The organism is Nocardia sp. FBN12, assembly GCF_050320175.1.
Classification (GTDB): domain Bacteria; phylum Actinomycetota; class Actinomycetes; order Mycobacteriales; family Mycobacteriaceae; genus Nocardia.
Window position 1 is genome coordinate 229943 of record NZ_CP190048.1, and the last position, 22763, is coordinate 252705.

The 22763-nt window shown below is 64.6% G+C and carries 42 protein-coding genes; 19 read left to right on the top strand and 23 right to left on the bottom strand.

Annotated elements, in window-relative coordinates:
* The first annotated feature begins 178 nt into the window (after positions 1–178).
* The 15 genes from ACQHI0_RS01255 (at position 179) to ACQHI0_RS01325 (ending at position 8033) form a co-directional block, all read left to right on the top strand.
* Positions 179–562, top strand: a complete 384-nt coding sequence (locus ACQHI0_RS01255; protein ID WP_427906103.1) for a hypothetical protein — start codon at positions 179–181, stop codon at positions 560–562.
* A gap of 251 nt (positions 563–813) precedes the next feature.
* Positions 814–1110, top strand: coding sequence for a hypothetical protein (locus ACQHI0_RS01260; protein ID WP_427906104.1), 297 nt, complete (start codon positions 814–816; stop codon positions 1108–1110).
* On the top strand, positions 1110–1256 hold the full coding sequence (locus tag ACQHI0_RS01265; RefSeq protein WP_427906105.1) for a hypothetical protein: 147 nt from the start codon (positions 1110–1112) through the stop codon (positions 1254–1256). The genes ACQHI0_RS01260 and ACQHI0_RS01265 overlap by 1 nt, the downstream gene beginning before the upstream one ends.
* 80 nt (positions 1257–1336) lie before the next feature.
* Entirely contained in the window at positions 1337–1879 is a 543-nt protein-coding gene (locus tag ACQHI0_RS01270) for a hypothetical protein (protein WP_427906106.1), read from the top strand.
* A gap of 80 nt (positions 1880–1959) precedes the next feature.
* Positions 1960–2361, top strand: coding sequence for a hypothetical protein (locus tag ACQHI0_RS01275; protein WP_427906107.1), 402 nt, complete (start codon positions 1960–1962; stop codon positions 2359–2361).
* An 8-nt stretch (positions 2362–2369) separates the two neighbouring features.
* On the top strand, positions 2370–2810 hold the full coding sequence (locus ACQHI0_RS01280) for a hypothetical protein (RefSeq protein WP_427906108.1): 441 nt from the start codon (positions 2370–2372) through the stop codon (positions 2808–2810).
* 22 nt (positions 2811–2832) lie between these two features.
* Positions 2833–3159 carry a hypothetical protein gene (locus ACQHI0_RS01285; RefSeq protein WP_427906109.1) on the top strand — a complete coding sequence of 109 codons (327 nt, stop codon included), beginning with the start codon at positions 2833–2835 and terminating at the stop codon, positions 3157–3159.
* Positions 3160–3175: 16 nt separating this feature from the next.
* Entirely contained in the window at positions 3176–3484 is a 309-nt protein-coding gene (locus ACQHI0_RS01290; RefSeq protein ID WP_427906110.1) for a hypothetical protein, read from the top strand.
* Positions 3485–3502: 18 nt separating this feature from the next.
* Positions 3503–3751 carry a hypothetical protein gene (locus tag ACQHI0_RS01295; protein ID WP_427906111.1) on the top strand — a complete coding sequence of 83 codons (249 nt, stop codon included), beginning with the start codon at positions 3503–3505 and terminating at the stop codon, positions 3749–3751.
* 55 nt (positions 3752–3806) lie between these two features.
* Entirely contained in the window at positions 3807–4688 is an 882-nt protein-coding gene (locus tag ACQHI0_RS01300) for a hypothetical protein (RefSeq protein ID WP_427906112.1), read from the top strand.
* A 44-nt stretch (positions 4689–4732) separates the two neighbouring features.
* Positions 4733–5299, top strand: a complete 567-nt coding sequence (locus ACQHI0_RS01305) for a hypothetical protein (protein ID WP_427906113.1) — start codon at positions 4733–4735, stop codon at positions 5297–5299.
* Between the two features lie 3 nt (positions 5300–5302).
* Complete coding sequence (locus ACQHI0_RS01310) at positions 5303–5452, top strand: hypothetical protein (protein WP_427906114.1); 150 nt, start codon at positions 5303–5305, stop codon at positions 5450–5452.
* Between the two features lie 90 nt (positions 5453–5542).
* On the top strand, positions 5543–6163 hold the full coding sequence (locus ACQHI0_RS01315; protein ID WP_427906115.1) for a hypothetical protein: 621 nt from the start codon (positions 5543–5545) through the stop codon (positions 6161–6163).
* Positions 6164–6340: 177 nt separating this feature from the next.
* A complete protein-coding gene (locus ACQHI0_RS01320) occupies positions 6341–7255 on the top strand; it encodes a DNA-processing protein DprA (protein ID WP_427906116.1) in 915 nt (304 codons plus the stop codon).
* Entirely contained in the window at positions 7242–8033 is a 792-nt protein-coding gene (locus ACQHI0_RS01325) for a ComF family protein (protein WP_427906117.1), read from the top strand. Before ACQHI0_RS01320 ends, ACQHI0_RS01325 begins: the two co-directional genes overlap by 14 nt.
* 72 nt (positions 8034–8105) lie before the next feature.
* Here ACQHI0_RS01325 and ACQHI0_RS01330 read toward each other — a convergent pair whose 3' ends face one another.
* On the bottom strand, positions 8106–8846 hold the full coding sequence (locus ACQHI0_RS01330; RefSeq protein WP_427909045.1) for a helix-turn-helix domain-containing protein: 741 nt from the start codon (positions 8844–8846) through the stop codon (positions 8106–8108).
* 446 nt (positions 8847–9292) lie between these two features.
* Here ACQHI0_RS01330 and ACQHI0_RS01335 point away from each other — a divergent pair, with 446 nt between their 5' ends.
* Positions 9293–9493, top strand: a complete 201-nt coding sequence (locus tag ACQHI0_RS01335; RefSeq protein WP_427906118.1) for a hypothetical protein — start codon at positions 9293–9295, stop codon at positions 9491–9493.
* Between the two features lie 20 nt (positions 9494–9513).
* Positions 9514–9720, top strand: a complete 207-nt coding sequence (locus tag ACQHI0_RS01340) for a hypothetical protein (RefSeq protein WP_427906119.1) — start codon at positions 9514–9516, stop codon at positions 9718–9720.
* 7 nt (positions 9721–9727) lie between these two features.
* Here ACQHI0_RS01340 and ACQHI0_RS01345 read toward each other — a convergent pair whose 3' ends face one another.
* Positions 9728–10495, bottom strand: a complete 768-nt coding sequence (locus ACQHI0_RS01345) for a helix-turn-helix domain-containing protein (RefSeq protein ID WP_427906120.1) — start codon at positions 10493–10495, stop codon at positions 9728–9730.
* A gap of 369 nt (positions 10496–10864) precedes the next feature.
* Here ACQHI0_RS01345 and ACQHI0_RS01350 point away from each other — a divergent pair, with 369 nt between their 5' ends.
* Positions 10865–11098 (top strand): hypothetical protein, encoded by a 234-nt coding sequence (locus ACQHI0_RS01350; RefSeq protein ID WP_427906121.1) that lies wholly within the window; start codon positions 10865–10867, stop codon positions 11096–11098.
* A 224-nt stretch (positions 11099–11322) separates the two neighbouring features.
* Here ACQHI0_RS01350 and ACQHI0_RS01355 read toward each other — a convergent pair whose 3' ends face one another.
* The 21 genes from ACQHI0_RS01355 to ACQHI0_RS01455 all read right to left on the bottom strand — a co-directional run bounded on the left by ACQHI0_RS01355 (position 11323) and on the right by ACQHI0_RS01455 (position 22049).
* Positions 11323–12084, bottom strand: coding sequence for an exonuclease domain-containing protein (locus ACQHI0_RS01355; protein WP_427906122.1), 762 nt, complete (start codon positions 12082–12084; stop codon positions 11323–11325).
* Positions 12084–12434 (bottom strand): dATP/dGTP diphosphohydrolase domain-containing protein, encoded by a 351-nt coding sequence (locus ACQHI0_RS01360; protein ID WP_427906123.1) that lies wholly within the window; start codon positions 12432–12434, stop codon positions 12084–12086. Before ACQHI0_RS01360 ends, ACQHI0_RS01355 begins: the two co-directional genes overlap by 1 nt.
* On the bottom strand, positions 12431–12613 hold the full coding sequence (locus ACQHI0_RS01365) for a hypothetical protein (RefSeq protein WP_427906124.1): 183 nt from the start codon (positions 12611–12613) through the stop codon (positions 12431–12433). Before ACQHI0_RS01365 ends, ACQHI0_RS01360 begins: the two co-directional genes overlap by 4 nt.
* 8 nt (positions 12614–12621) lie before the next feature.
* Positions 12622–12834 (bottom strand): hypothetical protein, encoded by a 213-nt coding sequence (locus ACQHI0_RS01370; RefSeq protein WP_427906125.1) that lies wholly within the window; start codon positions 12832–12834, stop codon positions 12622–12624.
* Positions 12831–13382, bottom strand: a complete 552-nt coding sequence (locus ACQHI0_RS01375; RefSeq protein ID WP_427906126.1) for a helix-turn-helix domain-containing protein — start codon at positions 13380–13382, stop codon at positions 12831–12833. The genes ACQHI0_RS01370 and ACQHI0_RS01375 overlap by 4 nt, the downstream gene beginning before the upstream one ends.
* On the bottom strand, positions 13379–13621 hold the full coding sequence (locus tag ACQHI0_RS01380) for a hypothetical protein (protein WP_427906127.1): 243 nt from the start codon (positions 13619–13621) through the stop codon (positions 13379–13381). The genes ACQHI0_RS01375 and ACQHI0_RS01380 overlap by 4 nt, the downstream gene beginning before the upstream one ends.
* Positions 13618–13884 (bottom strand): hypothetical protein, encoded by a 267-nt coding sequence (locus ACQHI0_RS01385; protein WP_427906128.1) that lies wholly within the window; start codon positions 13882–13884, stop codon positions 13618–13620. Before ACQHI0_RS01385 ends, ACQHI0_RS01380 begins: the two co-directional genes overlap by 4 nt.
* Positions 13881–14294 (bottom strand): RusA family crossover junction endodeoxyribonuclease, encoded by a 414-nt coding sequence (locus ACQHI0_RS01390; RefSeq protein WP_427906129.1) that lies wholly within the window; start codon positions 14292–14294, stop codon positions 13881–13883. The genes ACQHI0_RS01385 and ACQHI0_RS01390 overlap by 4 nt, the downstream gene beginning before the upstream one ends.
* Positions 14291–14587: a WhiB family transcriptional regulator gene (locus ACQHI0_RS01395; protein ID WP_427906130.1), complete on the bottom strand. Its 297-nt coding sequence runs from the start codon at positions 14585–14587 to the stop codon at positions 14291–14293. Before ACQHI0_RS01395 ends, ACQHI0_RS01390 begins: the two co-directional genes overlap by 4 nt.
* A 167-nt stretch (positions 14588–14754) precedes the next feature.
* Entirely contained in the window at positions 14755–15201 is a 447-nt protein-coding gene (locus tag ACQHI0_RS01400; protein WP_427906131.1) for a single-stranded DNA-binding protein, read from the bottom strand.
* Positions 15202–15426: 225 nt separating this feature from the next.
* On the bottom strand, positions 15427–16134 hold the full coding sequence (locus ACQHI0_RS01405) for an alpha/beta fold hydrolase (RefSeq protein WP_427906132.1): 708 nt from the start codon (positions 16132–16134) through the stop codon (positions 15427–15429).
* A complete protein-coding gene (locus ACQHI0_RS01410) occupies positions 16131–16322 on the bottom strand; it encodes a hypothetical protein (protein WP_427906133.1) in 192 nt (63 codons plus the stop codon). Before ACQHI0_RS01410 ends, ACQHI0_RS01405 begins: the two co-directional genes overlap by 4 nt.
* Entirely contained in the window at positions 16306–16635 is a 330-nt protein-coding gene (locus ACQHI0_RS01415; RefSeq protein ID WP_427906134.1) for a hypothetical protein, read from the bottom strand. Before ACQHI0_RS01415 ends, ACQHI0_RS01410 begins: the two co-directional genes overlap by 17 nt.
* A 2-nt stretch (positions 16636–16637) precedes the next feature.
* Positions 16638–18146 carry a DnaB-like helicase C-terminal domain-containing protein gene (locus ACQHI0_RS01420; RefSeq protein ID WP_427906135.1) on the bottom strand — a complete coding sequence of 503 codons (1509 nt, stop codon included), beginning with the start codon at positions 18144–18146 and terminating at the stop codon, positions 16638–16640.
* A complete protein-coding gene (locus tag ACQHI0_RS01425; protein ID WP_427906136.1) occupies positions 18143–18622 on the bottom strand; it encodes a hypothetical protein in 480 nt (159 codons plus the stop codon). Before ACQHI0_RS01425 ends, ACQHI0_RS01420 begins: the two co-directional genes overlap by 4 nt.
* The gene (locus tag ACQHI0_RS01430; protein ID WP_427906137.1) at positions 18619–19242 is read right to left on the bottom strand and encodes a hypothetical protein; all 624 of its coding nucleotides are present in this window, start codon (positions 19240–19242) and stop codon (positions 18619–18621) included. Before ACQHI0_RS01430 ends, ACQHI0_RS01425 begins: the two co-directional genes overlap by 4 nt.
* Positions 19239–19835, bottom strand: coding sequence for a hypothetical protein (locus ACQHI0_RS01435; protein ID WP_427906138.1), 597 nt, complete (start codon positions 19833–19835; stop codon positions 19239–19241). The genes ACQHI0_RS01430 and ACQHI0_RS01435 overlap by 4 nt, the downstream gene beginning before the upstream one ends.
* Positions 19836–19911: 76 nt before the next feature.
* Positions 19912–20094 carry a helix-turn-helix domain-containing protein gene (locus ACQHI0_RS01440; RefSeq protein WP_427906139.1) on the bottom strand — a complete coding sequence of 61 codons (183 nt, stop codon included), beginning with the start codon at positions 20092–20094 and terminating at the stop codon, positions 19912–19914.
* A complete protein-coding gene (locus tag ACQHI0_RS01445; RefSeq protein WP_427906140.1) occupies positions 20091–20831 on the bottom strand; it encodes a recombinase RecT in 741 nt (246 codons plus the stop codon). Before ACQHI0_RS01445 ends, ACQHI0_RS01440 begins: the two co-directional genes overlap by 4 nt.
* On the bottom strand, positions 20828–21100 hold the full coding sequence (locus ACQHI0_RS01450; protein ID WP_378766374.1) for a hypothetical protein: 273 nt from the start codon (positions 21098–21100) through the stop codon (positions 20828–20830). The genes ACQHI0_RS01445 and ACQHI0_RS01450 overlap by 4 nt, the downstream gene beginning before the upstream one ends.
* A 1-nt stretch (position 21101) precedes the next feature.
* Positions 21102–22049 carry a YqaJ viral recombinase family protein gene (locus tag ACQHI0_RS01455; protein WP_427906141.1) on the bottom strand — a complete coding sequence of 316 codons (948 nt, stop codon included), beginning with the start codon at positions 22047–22049 and terminating at the stop codon, positions 21102–21104.
* Between the two features lie 278 nt (positions 22050–22327).
* Here ACQHI0_RS01455 and ACQHI0_RS01460 point away from each other — a divergent pair, with 278 nt between their 5' ends.
* Positions 22328–22711: a helix-turn-helix domain-containing protein gene (locus ACQHI0_RS01460; RefSeq protein ID WP_427906142.1), complete on the top strand. Its 384-nt coding sequence runs from the start codon at positions 22328–22330 to the stop codon at positions 22709–22711.
* The last annotated feature ends 52 nt before the right edge of the window (positions 22712–22763 follow it).

A 22763-nucleotide genomic window follows, 5' to 3' on the forward strand; every position in this document is an offset into this window, starting at 1 on the left:
CAGCCGGCCTATCGGTGTCCTTCACGATCGCCGAGACCGACCAGACACCCCTGGCAGAGGCCGCTCGCCGTGCACTGGCTCGCCAGCAAGGCAAATCAGTCGCTGCTGCAACAACATTCACTGCGATCGAGCCAGCAAATGATGCAGCTCGATCGGTCATCTGCGGGAGGTCAGTCTGATGGGTGAGGAGTTCACGCCTCGCGGCTGGTGGAAGATCAGCCGCCCTTGCTACGACAAGTCGTGGCGCTGCCCCGGATGGAACGGCGGCGGCATGCGATACGCCAAGGTGGCGTACTGCCCCAGCGGCTACATCACCTGGGGGATGTCTCGCGCGGCACTCGAGCACCTTCCGAGCGCTGAGGTCAGTCGGTATCCGGCGTGGAATGCGTTGGGCCAGTGCAGCAAATGCGATGTCCGGGTTCTCCCGGCATGGGTCCGGCAGCTCGACCCGACCTACTGGCTGGGCGAGATCCAGCGGGTACCGATCCGGGCCCGCCGACGGGCGCGGTGGTGGCTGCGTGACCTCGACGACTGGATCGAGAACTGGTGGGCAGACCGGTGACCAGCTCCATTCCCGACCCCCACTCGGCGGTCGCGGGCGAGGCGCCGAACGGCACCGGCATGGTCCACCGATACGAGCCATCCCTGTACTGCGACAACGCCTGTCACCCCCAAGGCATCTACTCCGGCCCGCACTGCGCAACCTGCGGCCAGCCCAAAACAGCTACAGCGCACAGCAAATGAACGCACCGACATCGGCGAGCGCCGGGAACAGACGCAGCCGGTTGAGGCCGACCACATAGGGGATTGCCAGTGACTTTTGTGTACATCCAAGAGGGTGGCGCGTCCAACGAGTTCTACGTCCACGCCTTCGACACCGAGGACGAGGCAGACGACGGTCGCGCCAACTGCGCCCGAGATGGCGCTTACCGAACGACTCCCATCTTCGAGTTCCCCGACATCCCCGACGAATTCGTGGGTCCGTTGTTCGACGCCGTCGAGGAACTCCTCGGAGGCCTGGACGATCTCGACTATGCCGAGTACGACGAGGACGACAACGAGGACGACGACTCGGACGTCGCCGACTCGAGTAACGAGGACGGCAACTGATGGGTGACCACATCGACCTCACTCCCGATGTCAAGGGACTGGTTGCCTTCGCCCGCCAGGTCCTCAAGGAATCGGCCGAGGGCAGCAAATCCGCCGAAGCTGCCCGCGAGATCCTGCGCGACTGCGGCGTTACCACCCAGGCCTGACCACCTCCCAAACCGCAATGCCGCCGACCACTGCTCGACCGGCACCAATCAATCACTCCTGCAACGAAAGAGAGAAACCAATGACCGCCTCCGTTTCCGGATTCCCCGTGGCCTTCGACGCCGAGATCAAAGAGCTTGCCCTCGACGAGCTGAAAAACCGCGTCCAGGCAGGCGCGAAGGTGACCGTTGCGATCGAGGAGGTCGCCGACCTCCTCGCACCGAAAGGCCCGGCGAAGACCACGATCTACGCCTGGTACCTCGCGGAGAAGAAGGCGGCCGACGCCGCGCCCGCCAAGCCGAAGTTGACGGTCGTGGAGGCCCCCGAGCCCCCAAAGGTCGACTTGAGCGCGTTCGGGGAGTCCGTAGCCCGGCCGCTGCGCAGGGAGATCTCCACCCTTGAGGGGAAGGTCACCCGGCTCAAGGAGCAGGTCGGCGCGCTCAAGGGGCAGATCGCTGACCGTGATGCACAGATCGAAAAACTCGAGATCTCGGCGCGGGAGTCGCGAACGATGACGGTGTCGCAGGCCGACCTGGACCGCCTGGCCGAGTTCGAAGCTGAGAACACGGACCTGAAAGCCAAGCTGAGCCACCTCGAACCGCTACTCACCGCCTACATGAAGTAGCGCACCAGCTCACATCCACTCAACCCCGCGGGCCGGTCTCGGCCCGCGGGGTTATCCGTCATGCCCGAAAGAGAGAGCACATGGTCAACGTCGTCGTCGACACGATCAATCCCGTCACAGTGATGATTCGCCACCGTGACGGACGTACAAGCACCGTCGCGATCACCGAAGCCGACACCGGCGTCACGTTCGATATCGCACCGGCCGACGCACTAGCTATGACGATCCGGCTGAACGGGCGGGAGCTGCGGGTGCCGACGTCGCCAACCCTCGATGCCGCACTGATGCAGTTCCTCGCCGCCTGGGGCAATACCTCCCTCGCAGAGCAAATCGGCGGGCTATGCACTCAGTCCGAGATCTGGCCGCTACTCAACCTTTTCGAGAAGGCTGAGATGCCCGACGTCGCGCAGGCGTGGTCTGACGCCGAGGAATCCGGCCGAGCCGACGACGACGATGACGTCGACACGTCGGCCTACCTGTGAGCACCACGATGATCATCACGCATATCTGGGAAGCTGACCGACTGCCCGACGGTGCGGTGCTGATCCCGCTGCGCGACGACGCGACGGCACTGCAACGACTCTCTGGTCTGTGGCTCGAGATCGGCCAAGAGCACCCAGTCGAACTCGATCAATATGCATACCTGCCCGCCAAGGCCTTCAACGTTACCCAACCAGCCGAGGACGGTGAGGACGAGCTGATGGTCCGGCTCGTCTTCACCGAAACAATCCGGTACGTGGTGAAACTCCCGCGGCAAGCGCTCGTCGAGGCGCTCGGCGATGACCACGAACGCGACACCATCACCGTCGAGGAACTCAACAGCAACGACGAGATCGACGCGCTGCTCTACGACGAGACCGACCCCGACTACTCCGACGGCAGCGAACGGACGGTCCTGTCCATCGAGACCATCGCCGCCAACACCCGCTAGCTAGCCAACCGAGGGAAACACGTTGCCGCTCAACCAGATTCTGGACACCGTTGCCCAGGCCATGAACGGCCACGTCCGGCCTGCCGTCATCCGCCGCACCATCGCGACCTTGCAGAAATCGCTACCGAAGGCGGTCGACGAGGCGGCCGTCGACACCGCTGCGGACTACCTCGCCGCAGTCGGACACCCCGCGATCAGCGCACTCGAAGCCGTCATCGCGGTACGCAACGCCGCCGCGTCCGGCCACGTCACAGAAGCCGCCATCGACAGCGCTGTCGCGGCGAGTGCCGATGTCGCTCACGCGCTCGGCGTCGACGAACAGCGCGTGCTGGCCCTCACCACGACCTGACAGGAATCGACACCTGATGAACACCTCCACCTACCCCGACCTCGCTGAACTCGTTGCCGACGTGGAAACGATCCTCGTCACCCTCCAGAAGCTCAGCGAGCAACTCGACGAGAGCAGCCCCGACTACCGCAGCTACGACGAGAAACGATTCGACGAGTTCGAGAACATGCACGGACCAGTCGAAGCTCTCGTTGCCGCGCTCAAACAGCGGGCGACCTGCCAGGTATGCGGGGAGCCGATCCGCCCGCATGTCTGGATTCACCAGCACAACGACATCTACTGCGGCACAGGCGATGGCGCGAGCGCTACGCCCTCGGGGAAGTGACGCCCGTTGGCGCCGACCATGCTCACCGCAGCCCGCATGCGGATCCAGAACACCTACGGCGACGGCTACTGCACCGACGACACCCGCGTGATCCATCTGAACTCGCCCTGCCCGCGGGAGGACTTCCTCGAATGGATCGACGATGTCCTGTTCACCCTGACCGGAACCGGCCGCGTCGACGACTACGCCGTGTACGAGGTCGACGTCGTCTGTGCACCCGTCGAACTGCCCGGCCTCGCCGGATACCGATTCGAGGCCGGGTACTGACCGCCATCCGTCACACGTCACCTACCGATCTGACATTCATCATGAAAGGAACCTCATGGTCACCGAAAAGGAAGCCTCCTTCGACCGGCTCGTCCGCGACTTGGTCGACCAGATGCCCGGCTACAACCTCACCTGCAAGGCGAGCGGCTACGTGGCTCTCCACGAGGAGGGCCACGGCCTGCGCTTCTGCGACGGCGACGACCGCTGGAGGAACGCGGCAGACCGGGGACGGCTCATCGTCATCCCGTGCGAAAAGGTCGCCCATGACGGGTGGGACGTCAAACCAGGTGGTTCGGGGATCCGCGTGTCGAAGACGAAGTCCCACAAGGTGATCATTGCCGACATCCGTCGCCGAGCGATCGCCCCGCTGCTCGAGTACCTCGACGACCGCAGGAAGGTGGAAACGCGAATCCAGGGCCTTGCGGCCCAGGCGTACGAAGCGGCCAAAACGACGCAAGAGCAACTGCAGGGCTGGCGCGTCGAGGCTATGCATGCCCGGCCATCCGCCGAGCGGGTGTTGCCGAGCACCGTGACAGTCGTAGACCGCACGACCAAGCACGGCGTCGATCTTGCCACCGTGCCGCTAAATGTCGGTGCCTTCCACCTCAAGGTTGGCCTGGTCGTCGACGTCGACGAGGGGCCTGCGTTCGCCAAGGCACTCCGCGAGTTTCTCGACGCACAACCCTGGAAGACCGGCATCCCAGACCTGACCAGCATCGAGGAGCCCGACACACAGGTTGAGATCGCAATCGTCGACGAAGGCACCCACTTCGAAGCCGCTCTGTTCGTCAACGGCAAGCCTGTGCCAGCCGAGCTGTACGCCGTCGACGCTGGCTGCGACCTCGAATTCATCGACAAGGCAACCCCGCCGATCAGCGCGGCCTGCGTAGCCCAGCTGGAGAAGTACTACGCCGAAGCAGTGGTCCACGCCGCGTGAGGTGGACCGAAACGACCTACTTGCCCCGCCACAAGGAGAACGCCTTGGGACACAGAATCTTCGCAGAATACGTCCGTGCGGTCGCGGCTGAGCTGGGCTGGACCCCCGGTGAAGTGTCCGACTACAACTGCCGAATCAGCGGCCCCGACGCGCAGCGACTCTCGATCTACAACGGCGACATGAGCCACCTCAAGGCGATGAAGGGCCGCGTGACCATCAGCCTGCACAGTCCCATCGACGAGTACATCCCCAACGACCTTCGACCGCGACGGTTCACCCTCGCTGTCGACCGCGGGCCCAGCGTTGCTGTGCGAGAGGTCCGCAAACTGCTCCCCGCCTACGAGCAAGCGATGGCGGTCGGCAACCAGGCGCGGGCCGTGAGGGACGCTGCCCGCGCCAACCGTCTGAGCGTGACCAATGTGGTCGCGCAGACATTCGGCGGACGAGTGACCTCGAACGACCCGGACTACCCCGAGGTGCACTTCGACAGCGGCGACGTCAAGATCCGCGGCTCGGATGCCACCTTCACGGTGAAGGTCCCCGCGCGCCGGGCCGCCCACGTTGCCGATGTCTTGGCACTGGCGCTCGCCGCCAGCACGCAAGGGGCCTGAGCGATGCCGATCTTCAACGTCCGCGTCGCCGTTGTCGCGCTGATCGGCGCGGAAACCAACGAGCGCGCGATCCGGGAGCTGCGCACACAGCTCTCCGCAGCCGGATTCGAGCCCCTGGAAAACGATGCCGACGCCTTCCTCAGCGAGGACTAGGACAGACGAAGCAGCCGATCCATCTACACACCGACCATCGACGACCAGCCCTGTGCGGCTGGTCGTTTCGCATTGAGGAGAGACAACATCATGATCAGCAACGAGGAGCGTACGTTCGTCGAGCAGCTCGCCGAGCGGCTGTCCGGGGAATGGATGGCTAGGCCCACCGAGTACGCGATGAGCCCGCACATGTCCCTGGTCAACACCGACGGTGCGCGCGTCGTCGTCCTCGACGGCGACACCGAACGCGGATGGGCGGACCCCGGCCGGTGGTCGTTCGTCGGACTCCACGATGGGCTATACGACCAGGTCAAGTACACCCGTTGGCCCAGCCAGATCAACATCGCCAAGTCCAAGCGGCCCGCGGTGATCGCCCGCGAACTCCAGCGCCGCTTGCTGGTGGCCTTCCTCGAGGTGCACGCCGACGCGGTAGCGAACAAGGCGGCCCGTGACGAGAAGGCGGCAGCGTGGGTACGCCTGTTGAACGGTGTTGCCGTCGCCCTCGGTCCCGCCGTCGGCGCGCGGGTGTGGGCGGACGAATCGCGTCGGAGCGCGCCGGAGGTCTTCTCCCGGCAGGTTCGGATGGAACAGTACTGCCGTGGCGAGGTGCAGCTGACGCTGTTCGCGCCGTCGGAGCGCGCGATCGAACTGGCCGAGTTGCTGGGGCTGTTCTTCGCCGAACCCGCCGCGTCGCTCCAGGCCATTGCCTAGCCGAGAGCTGAGAACCTGCCCGTCGGCCGTCTTGTGCAACGAGTTCGGCCGGCGGGCACGTCGACAGGAAGGATCGCTATGTTCGGTGCTGGTCACCGAGGTTGTGGAAGGGTGATAGTGGTACGGGCAGAAGGTGTCGCCGCGCCGTGCAATAGTGCATGGGTGAGAGGAGTCGCTATGTCGCCGACCAGGGCAGATCAGGAACGCGCCGCTTTCGTCGCGCTCATTCGGATGCGGCCCAAGCTCGTCGAGTGGTCGGCGATCACCGAGCAGGTCTTCGAAGCCGGAGGCAGCGCGCTCGCGGTCTGGGAGGAACTGAACCAGCCGAACCTGCTCGGCCCCGGCGATTACCAGGATGTGTTCGATCAGGCAGTCGTCGACCTGCAGCACTGGGAGGCACGAGGCTACCGACTCCACACCTTCCGCGACCGGACCTATCCACGACTGCTGAGGTCAGTACGGAACCCGCCGCCGGTCGTGTTCACACAGGGACAAACAGTCTCCGACGAGCGCGGCGTCTGCATCGTAGGCTCTCGTGCGGTCTCCGATTTGGGTCTGAGGTTCGCTCGTGAGGTCGCACGCGGAGCAGTAGAAGCGAACCTGTCGGTAATCTCTGGTCTGGCGCTCGGAGTGGACACTGCCGCGCACGTCACAGCTCTGGAGGCTGGAGGCAGGACCGTAGCGGTCCTGGGCAATGGACTCGGACGTGTATATCCGAGGCCCAATGCCGCGTTGCAGTCCGAAATCGCCCGTCGCGGCATGCTGCTATCGCATTTCCTTCCCGACTTCACGGCGAACAAGTGGAGCTTCCCGGCGCGCAACATCACGATGAGTGCCTTCGGCCTGGCGACGGTGATCGTTGAGGCAGGAGAGAAGTCCGGGACACGACACCAGGCGCGGGAGGCCAATCAGCATGGTCGACCGCTGATTCTCACCACGTCGGTGGTCCGCACGACTAGTTGGGGCCGAGACTTGGCAGATAAGCCAGGTGTGGCGGTGGTGACGACGCCGGCGGAAGCGGTCGAACAGGCAGCTCAGATAGCTCACCGCCAGGCCGTCGCTTCAAGCTGGCTGGCCGATGCCATCCAGTAGTCCACACGATATCTGGGATCTGCTCGGCTTCATTCGGGATGCGATCAGTGCGACCTACCACAACACCTATCTGACGGGTGTGTGCGAGGTGTGCCGCGGGCAAGTGTATGGAACCGAGCGATGCGAGGTGTGCCAGGCACACGTTGATGAGTACGGTGACCGCCTGGCCGATCAGACGATCCTTCTGACCTACGTGGAGGCCTATCACAAGGACGGCTACCACCAGTCTGTGCATGACCTGACGTACTACAAAGGCAAGGACGGTGTTCCGCCGTCGGAAGATCTGCTGGGGAAACTCGGTGCGATGTTCAGCGCAGCGGGTGCACTTCACGCTGACTGCTTCCGCGCTTCGCGGGGCAGTGAAAAGCTCTGGGACGCAGTGACGTTCATTCCGTCGGTTCGGTATCCGAGCATTGATCACCCGGTGTCGAGGCTGGCGAACTCGATGAAGCTCGCAATCTCCGGCTGGGATCCCAAGTGGGTGTTCCTGGCGCCTCACAACATGGGCGACAAGCACAAGGTCACCGTGGATCGGTTTCTCGTCCCTCCTGTTTTCGAGCCAGTCGTCAAGGGCGCGAGTGTGCTTGTCGTCGACGATACGTGGACGACGGGCGCGAACGTTCAGTCGGCATCGTTGGCCTTGAAAGCTGCTGGAGCACAGTCGGTGACGGGCCTCTGCGTTGCTCGGTGGCAGGACTGGAGATACCAGAATCAGCTGTGTGCGTCACTGAGCGAGCCGTACTCGCCGCAACGTTGCCCGGTTGGCGTGTGTAGCTAGCCGCCGAGCATTGCTCCGGCGTGGTCGCGCCAATGAGCCTGGGCGCGGTGTCCCCGAACACCGCGGGCCCGGTCAGGCTGCTACCGCTGCGTCTTCCGGGTAGGGAATGAGGCGGTAGCGGTGCCAGATGTTGGCAGGGAACTCCGGCTTGTCGATGCGGACGATGTGTCGGCTCTGTTCGTCGCTGGACAGCGTGCGCAGCAGGATCACGTCACTGTCCCCGCCTGGGTCGGGCGGATAGGTGTTCCAGAACTGGTCCCATCGGGGGAGCCCGGCACAACGGTCGACGATCGTGGCGAACCGTTGGGCGACTTCGCCGTTCGGCTTCGGCGCGAAGCGCAGGCTGTGCACCATACCGTGGGCGAACGCGGCCCAGTCCGGTAGGACCAGCGGTGCTTGTGGGTTGAGCATGACCCATTCGACGACGTTTCCGCCAGCGGTCAGTCCAGGGAACGCGGCCTCGAAGGCGGCATTGCAGGCTATGACGTCGAACAGCGGCCACCGCATCAGCGCATGTGGATACGGGCTGGCCTGGAGGTCGATGAGGTCGTGGGTGTGTGCTGTCCCGTAGGCGCGTGGCTCTCGCTTCTGTGCCGAGTCCAGCAGCGTTGGGTGCGCGAGCTTGACCAGGAACTCTCGCGATCGTTCGTCGACGTCCAGCGCGTCGAACAGGTTGGACAGGGTGTCGAGGCCGATCTGCTGGGTTCCGCGTTCGACTCTGCCGAGGTAGTCGGAGGACATGCCAGCCTTGCTGGCAACCACTTTCAGGGAGAGGCCGAGGAGGTCGCGGCGACCTCGCAGATACCGCCCCATTTCATGCTTCAACTTAGGCTTGCCTTATTTCCGGGGTCCATTCCCTTTTTGATGGACAGGCAAACCTAACCTAGACCATAGTTTCAATGTGGAATTTCATGTTTCACTTCCAAAAAGTGCACCTGACGTGCTGTTTCGCACCTGTTGCGCACATTTTGCATTTCTATTGTGATTTGCATCGCACATATCAGGAATGGTCATTCCATAGTGGAGGGAGGGATAAGGCTGGCATAACTTAGGCGCGCCTTAGATGGTCTCCCATATGGCCCATATGGGAGATATGAATATCTCTTCGTAATGAAGAAATCGTAATTGATCAATACCTACTAAGGCGTGCCTAAGTAGGTATTGATGTACGAAAGGGTAGATCTCACAACGGGTTGTTTCCGGCGGGGTTGGTGTGCGTATCCTGTGCTCGACATCGCGCCATGGATTGAGGAGAACGAATGGCTACGATAATTCCCGACTATCGCCGGATGACCCGCGGCGACCGTCGGTCACTCATCGTCATGCTGCTCAAGGCTCGGCGCGAGGTCGACACCGACCTCGTCGTCGCCGCGCGCGAGTACAACGCTGCCAAGGCCCGCCTGGACGAACTTCAACAGCGCCGCTCGGACATCGAACACTCGCTGTCGTACATTGACTGAGAGAGGCAAAAGAGGTGCACATGCAGCAGAACTATCGGGTCATCAGTGACGGACGCCGATCGCTGGTGCTCGTCGACGGCAGACCCGTCGGCAGCTTCCAGCAGTTGGGTGCCACGGCCTGGATGTTCACCGCCTGTAACTACGCAGACGGCCGCGAAGACATCTTCCTCGGCACCGACTTCGATGAAGGTGTCGCCGAGCTGGTCCGTGTCTCCACCGGGAGCTGATTGGCACTCAGGAACGCCCCTCACCGCTGGTGGGGGGCGTTTCGTCTGTCACGGCGGGGGTCAGGATGCCAAGGCGCCAATGCAGGCGGGTGGCGGCTTCGGGGCGGTAATAGCGCTGGTGATAATCGGTCACGACACCGGTGCTGGGGTCGCGCATCGAGATGGTCTCGGCTGCTGAACGTGGTGGTGCGACCGGATTGGTCAGCATTGCCGACCACTGCGGATCGTGCTCGCAGGCCGCGGCGATCGCGGCGAATGTATCGGCGTTTTCCCACTCCGGGGCGTTGTCGAGCAAATAGGACACCGCCATATGGGTGTTACGGTGCCAGTTCACCATCACTCTGCGCGCGACCGGATCGTTGAACAGCCACACAACCCCGTTCATCCCCGCATCGAGGCCCGGAGCCAGGCGGCGTGCATGACCGTTGAGGGCGATCACGTCCCAGCTGCTGCCGTCGAACACCGCCGCCGGCATCTCCATCAACTCCAGTTGCGCCTGGTCAGCGGGCAAAATCTCAGCTGGCAGAGTGTCCTGACCGGCATCGGCGAACAGCTGTGGCCAGGCGCGGCGAGTCAGCTCGATCCGGTGCCGGGCGGGGATCCGCAGGGCATCGGCGATCGCGCCGAAGTTGGCGAACGACAGCGGCAACGCTCCCTGCTCGATCTTGCCGAGAGTGTCGGGCTTGATCCCGGATATGCGTGCGACTTCCTTGCGGCTCAAGCCCATTGAATCGCGCAATTCTTTCAGGTATGGCCCGAGGCCGGGATTTCTCATTTGCGTCATTGTTAGGCGAGCCTTTCTCGGTCCACCCCGCGTGACGGATTTGTTAGCCCCAACTATTTGACGTACCCAGTGAAGGGAGGTGATGCTGTGTTCAGTTCGAAGCTTGATCGAACTGTAATTCTGATGAGATCGAAGGGGGACACGTGAGCGCCGTGTCGCATGTCCATACGGAACGTGTATCGACTATGGGGCACCTATCGGTCATCACGATGTTGGTACCAGGTGGTAACACGCCTTACCAGACCGTGGTGCACGGAGGGCGGTGGGACGGACGCGAACAGCGATGCCGAACTCGCCGGTGTGCATTGGCCTGCCATGTCCGCATGTGTCGCGACGTCGGGATCACAGTGAGGAGCGATCGTGAACTACCGAGTGCCTCGAAGCAAGTGGCAGCAGCGAAAGAAGGACCTGCTGGACTGGGAGGCTGCGCAGCAGGCGCGCCAGAACTTGGCCGAGCAGGCCGAGGAGCTAGCGAACGAGGCTGAGACAGCCATGGCCGCCGGGGACGGTTTCGAGGCCAGCAGGCTGATGAACCTGCGCCACGGCGCACTGGGCGCGCGCGCCGAGATCGGCTACCTCGGTCTCGGCCTCTAGATACATCGAGGGGGCGAGCCAGATCGGCTCGCCCCCTCGGGTCCGGCCCACAATGTGTGCCTCTGCCGGAGCTTCAGATCGCCACCGGCCGCTATTCAGTTGTTCACTATTCAGTTGTGCCCGCCCGATAGGGCGAGGTTTGCTCCCACGTCTGGGAGCCAGAGCCTGTCAATTCCGGCTCGATCTCGAGCGTATCGGCCGGTCATAGGCCTGTCACGACGTTCTCACGCCCGTTGCAACGGCCACGCCGACTTCACTCCAGCGGCCTTGCTCTCCAGCTCGGCGGCCGAGACCAATATCTGTTCGGCGCGACGTCGTTTGTCGGCGGCCAGGTTCGCGAACCGCTGCCGCAACGCCTCGGCTTGGTCGCGATACCACCCGATCTGCATCTGTCCCAGCGTGGCACCGTTGAGCCGTCCGACCTCTGGGAACTTGCGACCCAGTACCCACGCCAACCGGATCGCGGCCAAGGTGTCGGCGTCGGCAGTGTGAGCGGTGCCCATGGTGAGTCCGTAGTGGCGGACCGCATCGGTAAGACGTCGCCGCCCGACCCGGTCGGGATCGCAGGCGCGGTCGATCACCAGCGGATCGACCAACAGCCCGCCGGCCAGTGGCTCCATCCCCAAACGCGCCAGCTCCGAGGAGATGATCGTGACGTCGTAGGCGGCGTTGTATGCCGCCATCGCCCGCCCCTCGCGCCACGCGGCGTTGAGCGCGTCACGGATTTCGCCGAGGCCTTGCCCATAGTCCATTCCCTCGGCGGCGGCGCGATCGGTGGTGATGCCGTGCACCCGGGCGGCTTCCTCGGGGATCTCGATGCCCGGGTTGAGCAGCCAGGTCCGCACCGACACCGTGCTGTCGTCGACGACCATCACACATGCGGTCACGATCCGTTCCCGTGTCGGGTCCAGCCCGGTGGTTTCGGTGTCGAATCCACCCAGCGGCAGCCTGATCCACGGGCGATCGGTCCAGGTCGGGTGCTGCATCACACGGCCTCGGCGGGACCGATCGGGCGGTCATCGAATCCGCGGTGCATACGCATGAACTCGGCCAGGACCAGACAGTGCCACGCCGCGGAGATCACGTGCGGGACACCGGTTTCGGGATCGTAGTCCTCGCCCCGCCAGAACGCCCATGCGTGGCGCATCATCGCATCGAAGCTCAGCGACCAGTCGAACCCGCGACGCCAATTGTCCGCCGAGTACTTTTCGGCGCCCTTGCCGCACAGCTCGGCCAGATCATGCAGCGGCACAGCAGGAATCAGCCCGTAGCGGTGGATCTTGCGGCCCTTCTGGCCGCCAGTCGCGCTGGTGATCCGCACCTCCTGCGCGCTCACCGGATGAACTCGGTGGCGTAGGCAGCGCCGATCAAGATCGAGGCGACGGTGTAGGCGCAGACCACACGCCACGCCAGCAGCGCCGACCGTTCACACGTGGTGTCGTCGGTGACGATGCTCCACAGGCAGATGATCGCGCCGATCAGCGCGCCGATGAAGGTCATCAACAGGTCGTACACGTGACCTCCTAGTACTCGATGGTGATGTCGGTGTCGGCAGGCAGCGCGACGATCTCGTTGCCGTGGGGGCCTTTGATCCGCAGCCGCACATAGCTTTGGAGGTGCTCGACCTCGAACAGCAGGCCGCGGCGGCGTTTGCGCCGGGCGGGGTCGTCGTAGGCGATGAGGCAGCCGAAGAACTCACGAGTGAGCCCGGACGCGGGCCGGATGGTGACGCTCATGCCGCGCCCCGCTGGAAAGCGCGGGTGGCCTGGGAATGCGAGATCCGCAGGATCCGCGCCAGCGAACTGACATTGAGGCCCCACGATGGATGGGTCATCGCCGCGGCGTAGGCCTGGCGCTGCCCGTGGGGCACCTTCACCCGTTGCCCGGCGATGAGCTTCCCGATCAGCTCGATGTCGATCACCGGTGCGGCTGGTGGTTCCACCGGTAGGTCCATGATCCGCCCGGCAACGTCGGCGGCGAACCCTTGGGTGTCGCGGCGGTTGACGATCCGCGAGATCGTCGACACCCCCACGTGCGCGGCCTTGGCCAGTTCGGCTTGGGTGTGGCCTAGCCGCAGCAACTCCAGCACACGCTCGTGCAGGTGTTCTCCGCTGTAGCGCCGGACCGTCGAACGTAGGTGTTCGATCGCGAGGTAGATGTGCGGCAGCAGTGCCGCGGCATCGGAGCGGAATTCGCCGGAGTCGGTGTTGAACGGGGTGTGCGACAGTGCGCGGTCGGCAGCGGTGATCAGTGCGTCGAGTTCGACGACGGAATAGTCGGTCACAGGGGGTCTTCCTCGTCGTAGATGGCTTCGATTTCCGTGGTCAGCAGCGCGGCCAGCCCGGTGGCGTTGTGGTAGGGCAGGGCTGAGGACGCGGCGACTTCGTATCCGGTGCCCGGACGCTCGCTTGACACTCCGGCCGAGATCAGGACCCATTCGGTGGCCAGCACGCCGGGGTGAAGGGCGTCCATCCAGCGCTGGATGGCGGCGTCGACCTCGGCCAGCTCGGCGGCGCGGCTCACGGGGTGCTCTCCTTGCAGATGTGGTGGGCCATCAGCGTCTGTTCGTCGGTGGAAACCAGGCGTTCGCGCAGCCCTTGCAGCAACAGCTCGCCGCACGATGGGCACTGATAAGCCACGCCGTGTTCGCTCAGCTGGGGTGAGGGCACCATCGCGGCAGCAGGTGTGGTCGGCGCGTTGGCGTCGGTGCCGAACGATTCGCGGGTCATGGTGATCACGGGCACGCCGAGGAACCGCACGGTGGTGCGTTGGTAGTGGACGTTCATTCGCGGACCAGACTGCTCGAGTGCGAGCTGATGAAGATGACGGTTCGGGGGTTGGCTCGGTCGAGTTCGATCACGCCGAACGCTGCCGTGCATTGCGAGTCATCGACCCACGCGACCTTGTTGCCGGCGTCGAAAACGTGCTTGAGCAAGTTGTCGACGTCGACGCGGCGGCGGGTGGAGCGGTAGAACTCGCACCCGACGGCCAAGTTGCCGGTCAGCGGCTCGCACAGTGTCGCGCGCAGGATCGCGGCGGTCGATGCTTCGGCCTCGACGTCGGCGGGGTGGGTGTATCGGCGGCCGTTGCCCAGGCGGGGGCGGCGCTTGGCGACCGGCTCGCCAGGGATGGTGATGACGTAGGCCGGGGACATCATCGCTTCGGCAGCCTCGCGCAGCCGCGCTGGAGTCTTCACAGGCTCAACCCGTCGGCGATGCGTTCCAGGTGCGCGATGGCGCTGCGGTGGAATCGTGTGCTCGGCGTCTGAGGGACCGGGATACCAGCCCAGACCATGCCGCCGATGTTGTCGCGGTCGAGCAGCGCGTAGGCGGCACATTCGCGTGTGGTGGTGCACCCGCCGCAAGCTCGTGCGAGGTTTTCGGCCTGTCGGCCGCCGCGATTGTCGGAAACGTAGAGCGCGAACTCCGCGGCTGTGCTCGACGTGCGGCACTTCGCCCGGACCATCCAGTCCCGGCTGTCGCTGGGCACGAGTGATTCACTCCATCTCGGTGGTGTGGGTGATCCGTCAGCCGCAGCTGCGCCTCCCGGGAAGGTTGCAGACCGGGTCGTGGGCGCGCTTTCAATTCCGCGGGTCGGGGCGTAGGGGTTCCCGGTGGCGGTGATGTTGACGGCTGACGGATCAGGGGAAGGGCGGTCTAGAAGGGCGGGGCGTCGTCGCTCGCGCTGGCATCCGAACCCCATGGGTCACCGGATCCGCTGCGGGAACCACCGCCGCCCTTGGCCGCCTTGGTCACTTTCGCCGTGGCGTGCTTGAGTGAGGGCCCGACCTCGTCGACCTCGAGTTCGACCACGGTGCGCTTCTCACCCTCGCGGGTTTCGTAGGAGCGCTGCTTGAGCCGACCAGAGACGATCACACGCGCGCCTCGCTGGAGACTCTCAGCGACATTCTCGGCAGCCTCGCGCCAAATGTTGCAGCGCAGGAACAGTGCATCACCGTCTTTCCATTCGCTCGAGTTCTTGTCATAAACTCGGGGAGTGGAAGCAACGGTGAAATTGGCCACCGCCTGACCGGCTGGAGTGAATCGAAGTTCTGGGTCAGCGGTTAGATTTCCGATGACCGTAATTACTGTTTCGCCTGCCATTCGGCGGGGCTCCTCTCTTTCTGCTGATTTCGAGGCTAACAGCGTGGAGGTGCCCGGGAACGGGGGGTGTAATCGGTTGGATTAGGCTATCTAGCTGGGAAAACAGCCAGCGAATTGGATGAGGTTTATCTGCTTCCCGAAACGGTGACAGTCTTTATTGCTCGGTGTTGACATGCCGAAAAAGCCGGTCCGCAAAATTGCTGGACCGGCATTTTCGGACGTCGGCTACAGGCTGTTGACGGCATCCGCCAATTCAATGCACAAGCCCTCGTTGATATAGGCCGTGGTATGTCGGCCTTCGGTGAGATACGCGTTGGCCTGGGCGATCACATCGGCGGTGTCGCGCCAATTCTGAGGCTCCCACCAACGCTGGAATCGCCGCCGCACAGCCAGGTCGACGATCGAGGCACCCCACTGCGCGAACTCCTGCGGCGAGGAGATCGACATGTAGGCACTCATGTCGGCCAAGTACCGCAGCATCGACCCCTCCGGCAGGGCACAGATCGGATCGCGGAACGCGGCTGCGTGTAGCGCCGGCATCGTGGTGATCGCCAGCTCGCCGACCACGCCATAGCCGCCCGGGTCGGTGCCCACACACAGTCCGCGGGGCCGCGACGGACAAGCGATCAGCGCCGCGGCCCGCACGTCCAGGTCCGGATACAGCTCGATCTCAGCGGCGACCTCGGCCGCCACCGCAGCGCCCTGGGAGTACCCGGCAACGATCACCGGATTCGGCGAGTCCCGGATCGCCTGCACGAGGGCGCTTTTGCCGAAGCCGACACTGCTGCGGTACGACATCGGCGTGCCGTACGCGGCGGGGTAGGGCACGTACTGGTACCGGAACCGGCGACGGTCGAGCGCGTTGGCGAAGGTCTCGGTCACCGGGTCGCCGTTGGGGTTCCAGGTGCCGCCCATGATGAGGACGTCGATCATTCGGTGAAGGCCTTTCGGTCGTGATGGCTGGCGCGGGTAACGGTGAAGACCAGATGCCCACGCGTGTCGTCGGTGGGGTCGGTCTGGAAGACGATCCGGTCGAAGCTGTACACGGCGACGGTGTTCGGGTCGGTGACGATGAGCGCGTGTTCGTTGCCGATGATGTCGATCTCAGGCAGGCCGGGCATGGCCACCTCCGTTGATCCATTCGATGTCGGCCAGAGGGTCGGATTCGGTTGACGCATCAGGCATGGGGGGTGCGTCCTCGGGCCGGTACATGAAGGTGAAGTCCGGGTGTGGCAGGCCCCGCACGACCATCGACCCGCAGTGGGGGCAGTGCGCCATCCCGCCCGGGATGTCTTGACGGTGGGTGGGCCACCACGGCCAGGGGCACGGGTCGCCCATGTCGTCGAGGCAGTCGAGGATCCCCGGCTGAGGTAGCACGACCTCGGCCGCCTCCTGTGGCGACAGGTCACTCCAGTGACGCTTCTGGTCAGGCACGGTCAAGCTCCGATCTTGGCGAAATGAGGTCGCCACGGCAGGGTGACGATGGTGTCGCGGGTTCCGGTCCGGTTCTTGGCGACGATCAGTTCGATCTCCCCGGTCGGCAAGCCCTCCATGGTGGGGTGGTGCAGCAGGATCGCTACGTCGCAGTCCTGCTCGATATCGCCGGTTTCGCGTAGATCGCTCAGCACCGGCGGGCGACTGGACTGGTCAGGACCGCGGTTGAGCTGGCACGCCAGCACCACGGCCACGGACAGCTCTTTGGACAGCTTGACCAGCTCTTTCATGATGTGGCCCAGGCTTTCTCGCCGATCACGCTTGCCGCGTGAGGCGCTCACCAGGCCCAGATAGTCCACGCAGATCGCGTCCAGGCCGCCGCGCGCCGACATCTGCCGGGCTGTCTCGCTGATGTGTTCCACCGTCATCGACGGGTTGTCCATCAGCCATAGCTCCGTCTCGGCGACTCGGGAACTGCGGTACAGCTCAAGCTTGTAGCGGTCGCGTTCCACCACCTCGCGCCGGGTAATGCGCCCGTAGTCGGCTTCGGCACCGGAGGCCATGATCCGCGAGACCATCTCCAGCTCAGGCATTTCCAGACTGCACATCAGCACCGGTGAGCCCGCCTCGGCCAAGTGCTGGCCGATGTTGAGCAGCCCGACGGTCTTACCGCCACCGGGACGACCAGCGATCACATACGTCCGACCCGGGTGCAGCCCACCACCGATGACGTCATCGAGATGCGGCCACGGGCTGGGGAAGATCCGCACTTTCTCCGCGGGGGCGTGCAGCCAGAGCCACCAGTCTTCGACCGCGTCCGACAACCGCCGAACCCCTTCGGGCAACGGCGCCTGGGTCCACACGAACTCGTCGAGCCGTCGCCCTGCCGCGATGTGATCAGCAGCGTCCTTGCCCTCGGCGGGCGAGACGATGCAGGGCTCGGCACGCCCGGCCAGCAGGCCGGCGACCTGGTTGGCGTGCGCCAGGCCGACATCGTCCATATCGCGCACGATCACCACGCGCCGTCCGTAGAGCGGGCTCAGATCAGCCAGGTGGGCTTTCCCCGCACCCATCGCAGTACAGGTCGCGATCTCACCGAGCGCCTCGAGGGCCAAGACATCTTTCTCCCCTTCGACGAACCAGATCACCCGGTCCGGGTCAGCCTCAGCGACCCGAGATGCCCGAAACAGTGACGAGCCCTTCGTGTTCCCCGCCTGCTTGAACTCCTTGCTCGGGGACCGGCGCACAATTCGGCCGTCGTCGTATCGGTACTCCGCGCCGCGCGGCTGATCGAACAGGTCGACCAATCCCAGCCCGACCGATTCCAGCACCGTGTCGGTGTCATCGCTGTGACAGTGGATGAGGACCTGGCCCTCGATCGCGCGAATCGACACACTTCGGTCCGCCGCAGAATGTCCCGGGGCCTGGGCCTGCGCGACACCGCTGCTGCGCTCGAGCACGATCAGCCCAGCAGCACGGAAGGCGTCGACGACGCGTTGATAAGCGATCATTGCAGTTCTAGTTGCTCTCCGTTGGCGAGGGCCTTGGCGACGAGGCGGGCACGGTTGCGGTCGATCCAGCGCCGGAATTCCTTGCGGTGGAACGCCGTCAGCGCATCCGGGTCCTCGGCGGACACCGTCGTCGGCGGCGGCCACGGCGGGGACCAATCCAGCCCGGTCATTTGCTGGATGGCTTGGGAGTACGGGTGCTGGGACCAGCGATCGAGGAACGCTTCGATCCGCGCCGGCGAACTGGTTACCGGCAGGGCCGCCACTCCTGCGATCACATCGCCCGGCTTGATCGGAAACCGGCCCGGCTTGCGGTAGTAGTTCTTCACCGCGGCCACCGCGTCCTCGGGTCCGATGCCCTGGCCGTCGAACAACGTCGCCCAGGCCTGTATCCGCAGCTTCGTGGGCTCTGGCATCTGAGCGTCGATCGCTGCTGCCATCGCATAAGCGGCCGTAGCGGCCTCGATGTGGGTGGTCACAGCGTCTCGACCTGGTAGGCAATCGCGGGCATCGGCGCTGCCTCGGGACTCATCTCGGCCATGAGCTGGCGGCCGATATCGAGCGCATCAGCGAAGCCACGTTCTGCGGTGCGCCGGTTCGGGTTTCGATCCGGCAAAGGCGCGTCGTGCCACCGTTCACCGTTGAGCCACGTCGCTCCGTAAGGGGTGAATCGGTCCTCGCGATTGGGGTCCTCGGAGAACGCGACCGTGGCGCGCATCAGCTCGGCGAAACCGACCTTGGCCAACGCAGTGGTGAAAGCCCGCTCGGCGTCACGACGAGCCTGCTTGCGCGGCCACACCTGCCACCACGAATCGAACCGAGGGTCCGAGGTGACCGCGACGGCACGCGAACGAGCGACCCGGCCTGCACCGGGCAGCTGCAGCTGCTCGTCGCCCGGCACCCGATGCACCACCGAACGCTCAAGCAGCATCTGCCGGTCGTTCTCGCTGCCGAGACTTTCCCAGATCTGAACAGGCAGGGCCGCAACGTTGTGCCGCGACAGATACATCCATCCCTTGACCAGCATCACCAGCTGGGCGGGAGAAAGCGGCAGATAGGCCGGACCATGCGGAAAGTCGTCGGGAATCGAAACCTTCACGCCGCCAGCACCTTCCACACCATCGGCGTGGCACCCGGCTTGGCCTGCGACATCTTGATCTCGCGGCGGCGCGGCTTGCTCCACCGGCACGGCTTGTGCGCCGGGTCGTCGATGCTGTCCTCGTCCCACTCGAACGGCAATGCCCAGCGTTGCAACCGGCCCAACTCTCGCGACCGAGGGCTGCGACCGGGATACAGCTGCCAGACCCGAAACACCGCGTCCAGCCGGTCGGCCACCTCGGCCGGCACAGACGACACCGACCCGTTTGCCAGCTCGAGCACCGACCGCATCGACAGGCAGGCCCGCGCCGCCAGCCACGGCACCGTGTGCCCGCTGGCGATCAGCGCTTGAACGCGCCGGACCGAACCGAGCGCATCGACGTGGCCGTCCGGGATCGGTGCACGCACCGCCTCCACCGCCATCAGCCGTTCATGGGTCGTCACGGTGATAGTCCGCTGGCCCGCCAGAATCTGGATGATCGACTGCCGCGACACACCCGCCTCGCGGGCGATCCGTTTGCGGGATGAGCTTTGCAGGAGGTAGAGCAGGTGCTCATGGACGGTGTCGGCGGGGACCAAAGCCACGGCTGCCACGAGGGCTCCTTCGTTAGGGCATGGGAAATAGACCCTGCGCGGACAGGCGCCCGCGCAGGGCTGGAGAGGAAAGGGACTAGCGCTTGGGCTGGCCGTACGTGATCAGCCATTCCTTGAGCGCTTCGGGAAAGATCAGCTTGCGGCGGCCGATCTCCAGATAGGCCAACTGGCAATCACGCATCGCGTCGTAGATGGTGCGGGGGTGGACCCCGATGGCGTCGGCGGCCTGTTGCACGTTGTAGGAGATCTTCTCGCTCATGCGACGTCGGCGAAGTCGTCGTAGCTGTCGTCAACGGCGGCCGGGCTGGTCAGGTCGACGAGCATGCCTCCGGTGACCCGAAGGTTTAGTGCTGAGGTCGACACGAACTTTTCCAGTTCACGGACTGCGACCTTGCGGTGCATCGGCGCGGCCGGCGAATTCCACGGTGAGGCAGCGTTGTCCGAGCCGCGGGACTTGGCCTTGGACGCGGCGATCATCTCCTTGGTGGCCTCGGCCACCTTCGAGATGGCACCGCCCTGGAACTGAACCGCGTAGGCGTAGGCGGACACCGGCTTGCCGCGGTCGCCCTTGGCCTTGCTGTGGCGGGGCCGCTCGTCGACGTTCTGGTCGAACTCGTATTCGTCGTGCTCGTAGACGGCCTCGACGATGACCTTGGAGTACAGGGCACTGCGCTGAATCCGCTGAATGATGCCCTTGTAGTCCTCCCAGCCCTCGATGCTGGAGCCCTTGGGCACGAGGTGGAAGAGACCGCCACCGGGTTCGTGACCCAAGGTGGCGCACCGCATCAGCGCCCGCATCAGCGACGCTCCGCGGTCACGGCGGAAGATCTCGGCCAACTTGTCATCGGCGTTGACCGCCGAGATCGCCAGGCGCACCCAGCGGTCCACGGTCATCGTCGGCGGCAGAACGCTGGCGAAGTCGGCGCGGTGCCGTGTGATCAAGCTCGCCGGAGTGGATTTGGCGGCAGAAGCGGCGTCGATGATGGATTCGGTCACAGTGCGTTCCGTTCGGTTTCGGGGATATAGCGGGCCCAGACCGCGGTGTCGCGGGTGTCGGCCTCGTAGGTTCCGGCGGGTTGAAAAGCAACGAGGTTGCCCTTCCTGATCGCACTGGCTTGCGCTAGTGCGCGCTTGGGTGTCGCGCAGGTCATCACCCGACCCCACTGGCCCTTGTTCGCCTCCAGCTCGGCCGCTTCCTCCAGGTAGGAGGCGGGTCGGCCGGAGGCACGCGCCACGCGCGGGGGGAGGGTGTTGAGCAACTCCACGTCAGGGTCCTTTCACGGCATCAGTGATGGTTGAAAACTTCGGTCGGGCAGCAGATTTGACGAAGGGAGTGCCGTTTCCCTTGGGCGGGCGCTGCCGGTAGGCGACTTTCTGCTCGCCGCACATCGCGCGCCACGCCTCGCCCATGACCTTGGCCAGTTCGCTACGCACGCCCATCAGCTGGGATTCGGCGGTTTCGGCTTCCCCGAGGGCGGCCCACCAGCGATCGGCCAGGTCGGCGCTGATCTGGAGCGTGGTGCCGTCGATCTCGGGATGCAGCTCGCGCAGCACGGCGTAGGTCGCGGAGTGGTCGTCGATATCCGGCTCGACGTCGTTGGCCAGGTCTTGCATGAACTGCGCGCCGGTGGCGATGAGCAGTTCGATCTCCTCGGCGGTTGGCTCGACGCGGTAGGTGCGCCAGTCGCCGACACCGAAGACCACCCGCACCCACATACCGGGCAGGCCCATGACCGCGCAGTACCACGTGACCTGGGTGCGGTAGTAGATCGGGATCTCGTCGGTGCCCTCGGTGCCCCACTTGTCGTCGCGAGCGGCGCACTTGATCTCCAGGCCGTCGACCAAGTTGCCGTTGGCGTCCCAGATCAGCCCGTCGGGGTTGGCGATCATCCACGGGTGCTCGGCGTGGCGGTAGGTGATTCCGGAGGTCATCGTGTGACCGGGCGGAAGCAGGTTGTCGCGGTAGTGGTCGAAGATCACGGGCTCGAACAAGCTGCCCATGAGCATGTAGAGGTTCTCGCGGACCGGCGGGAGCTTGTCCTGTTTGCGCCACCACAATGTGAAGCGCGACTCCCACGGGCTCAGCCCGAGGACCGCGGAGATCTCGCTGCCGCCGAGACCGCTCGCGCGTGCGGCGTGCCACTGGGGGGAGCCGCTGGGGAACTCGCCGATAGCGACGGCGGGCCCGGGGTTTAGGTGTGTTGTGGAGATCACTGTCGATTCGCTTGGGGTCGCCAAGCCCCCACGCGCGGACGGTTTTACGAGGTTTATCCGGGCGTAGATGAGGCTCTATGTCGGCTGTTTATGCTGGTAGGGGAGAAGACCATTGGGTCTCGTACGTAGACACCGTAACGCATTAACGCGGTTTATGTCGAGCTGCGAGCCGATAGCTGACCAGGAAAAGACCCCGTAAATCTGCTATAGAAAGTGATTTACGCGGGTTATCGACGTACTATGGCCGCGAACCTTGACATAGAAAAGAGGAGGCGGTCATGGCCCGAGGTAAGCCGGTCGGCGAGCCGTGGGCGACGCCGATGATTGCCCGCGGGTACGTCGAGCCGCGCAGCAACAACCCCAGCATCCAGGCGCTCGCCGCTGCGGCCGGCCTGGGGCCGACCACGGTTCAGCGAATCATCCGGCGCGAGGCGATCCCCGAGCGCCGAACCCAGGGCAAGCTGGCCAAGGCCCTCGGCATCGACATCGACACGCTCGCCGAATGGGTCGATCTCAAGGAACGCGTCGCAGTCCAGCCCCACTGGACTCCTCCGCGAGCAGTCGCCACGCTGACCGAAGAGGACTTGCTCCAGGTCGAAGCGTTGATCAACGAACTCGCACTCAAGCGCATTCGAGGTCGCGTCGGCGCTGGCAAGGACTGACCCCCCAACGGCGCGAAGGCCCACCCGAACGAATCGGGTGGGCCTTCGCTGC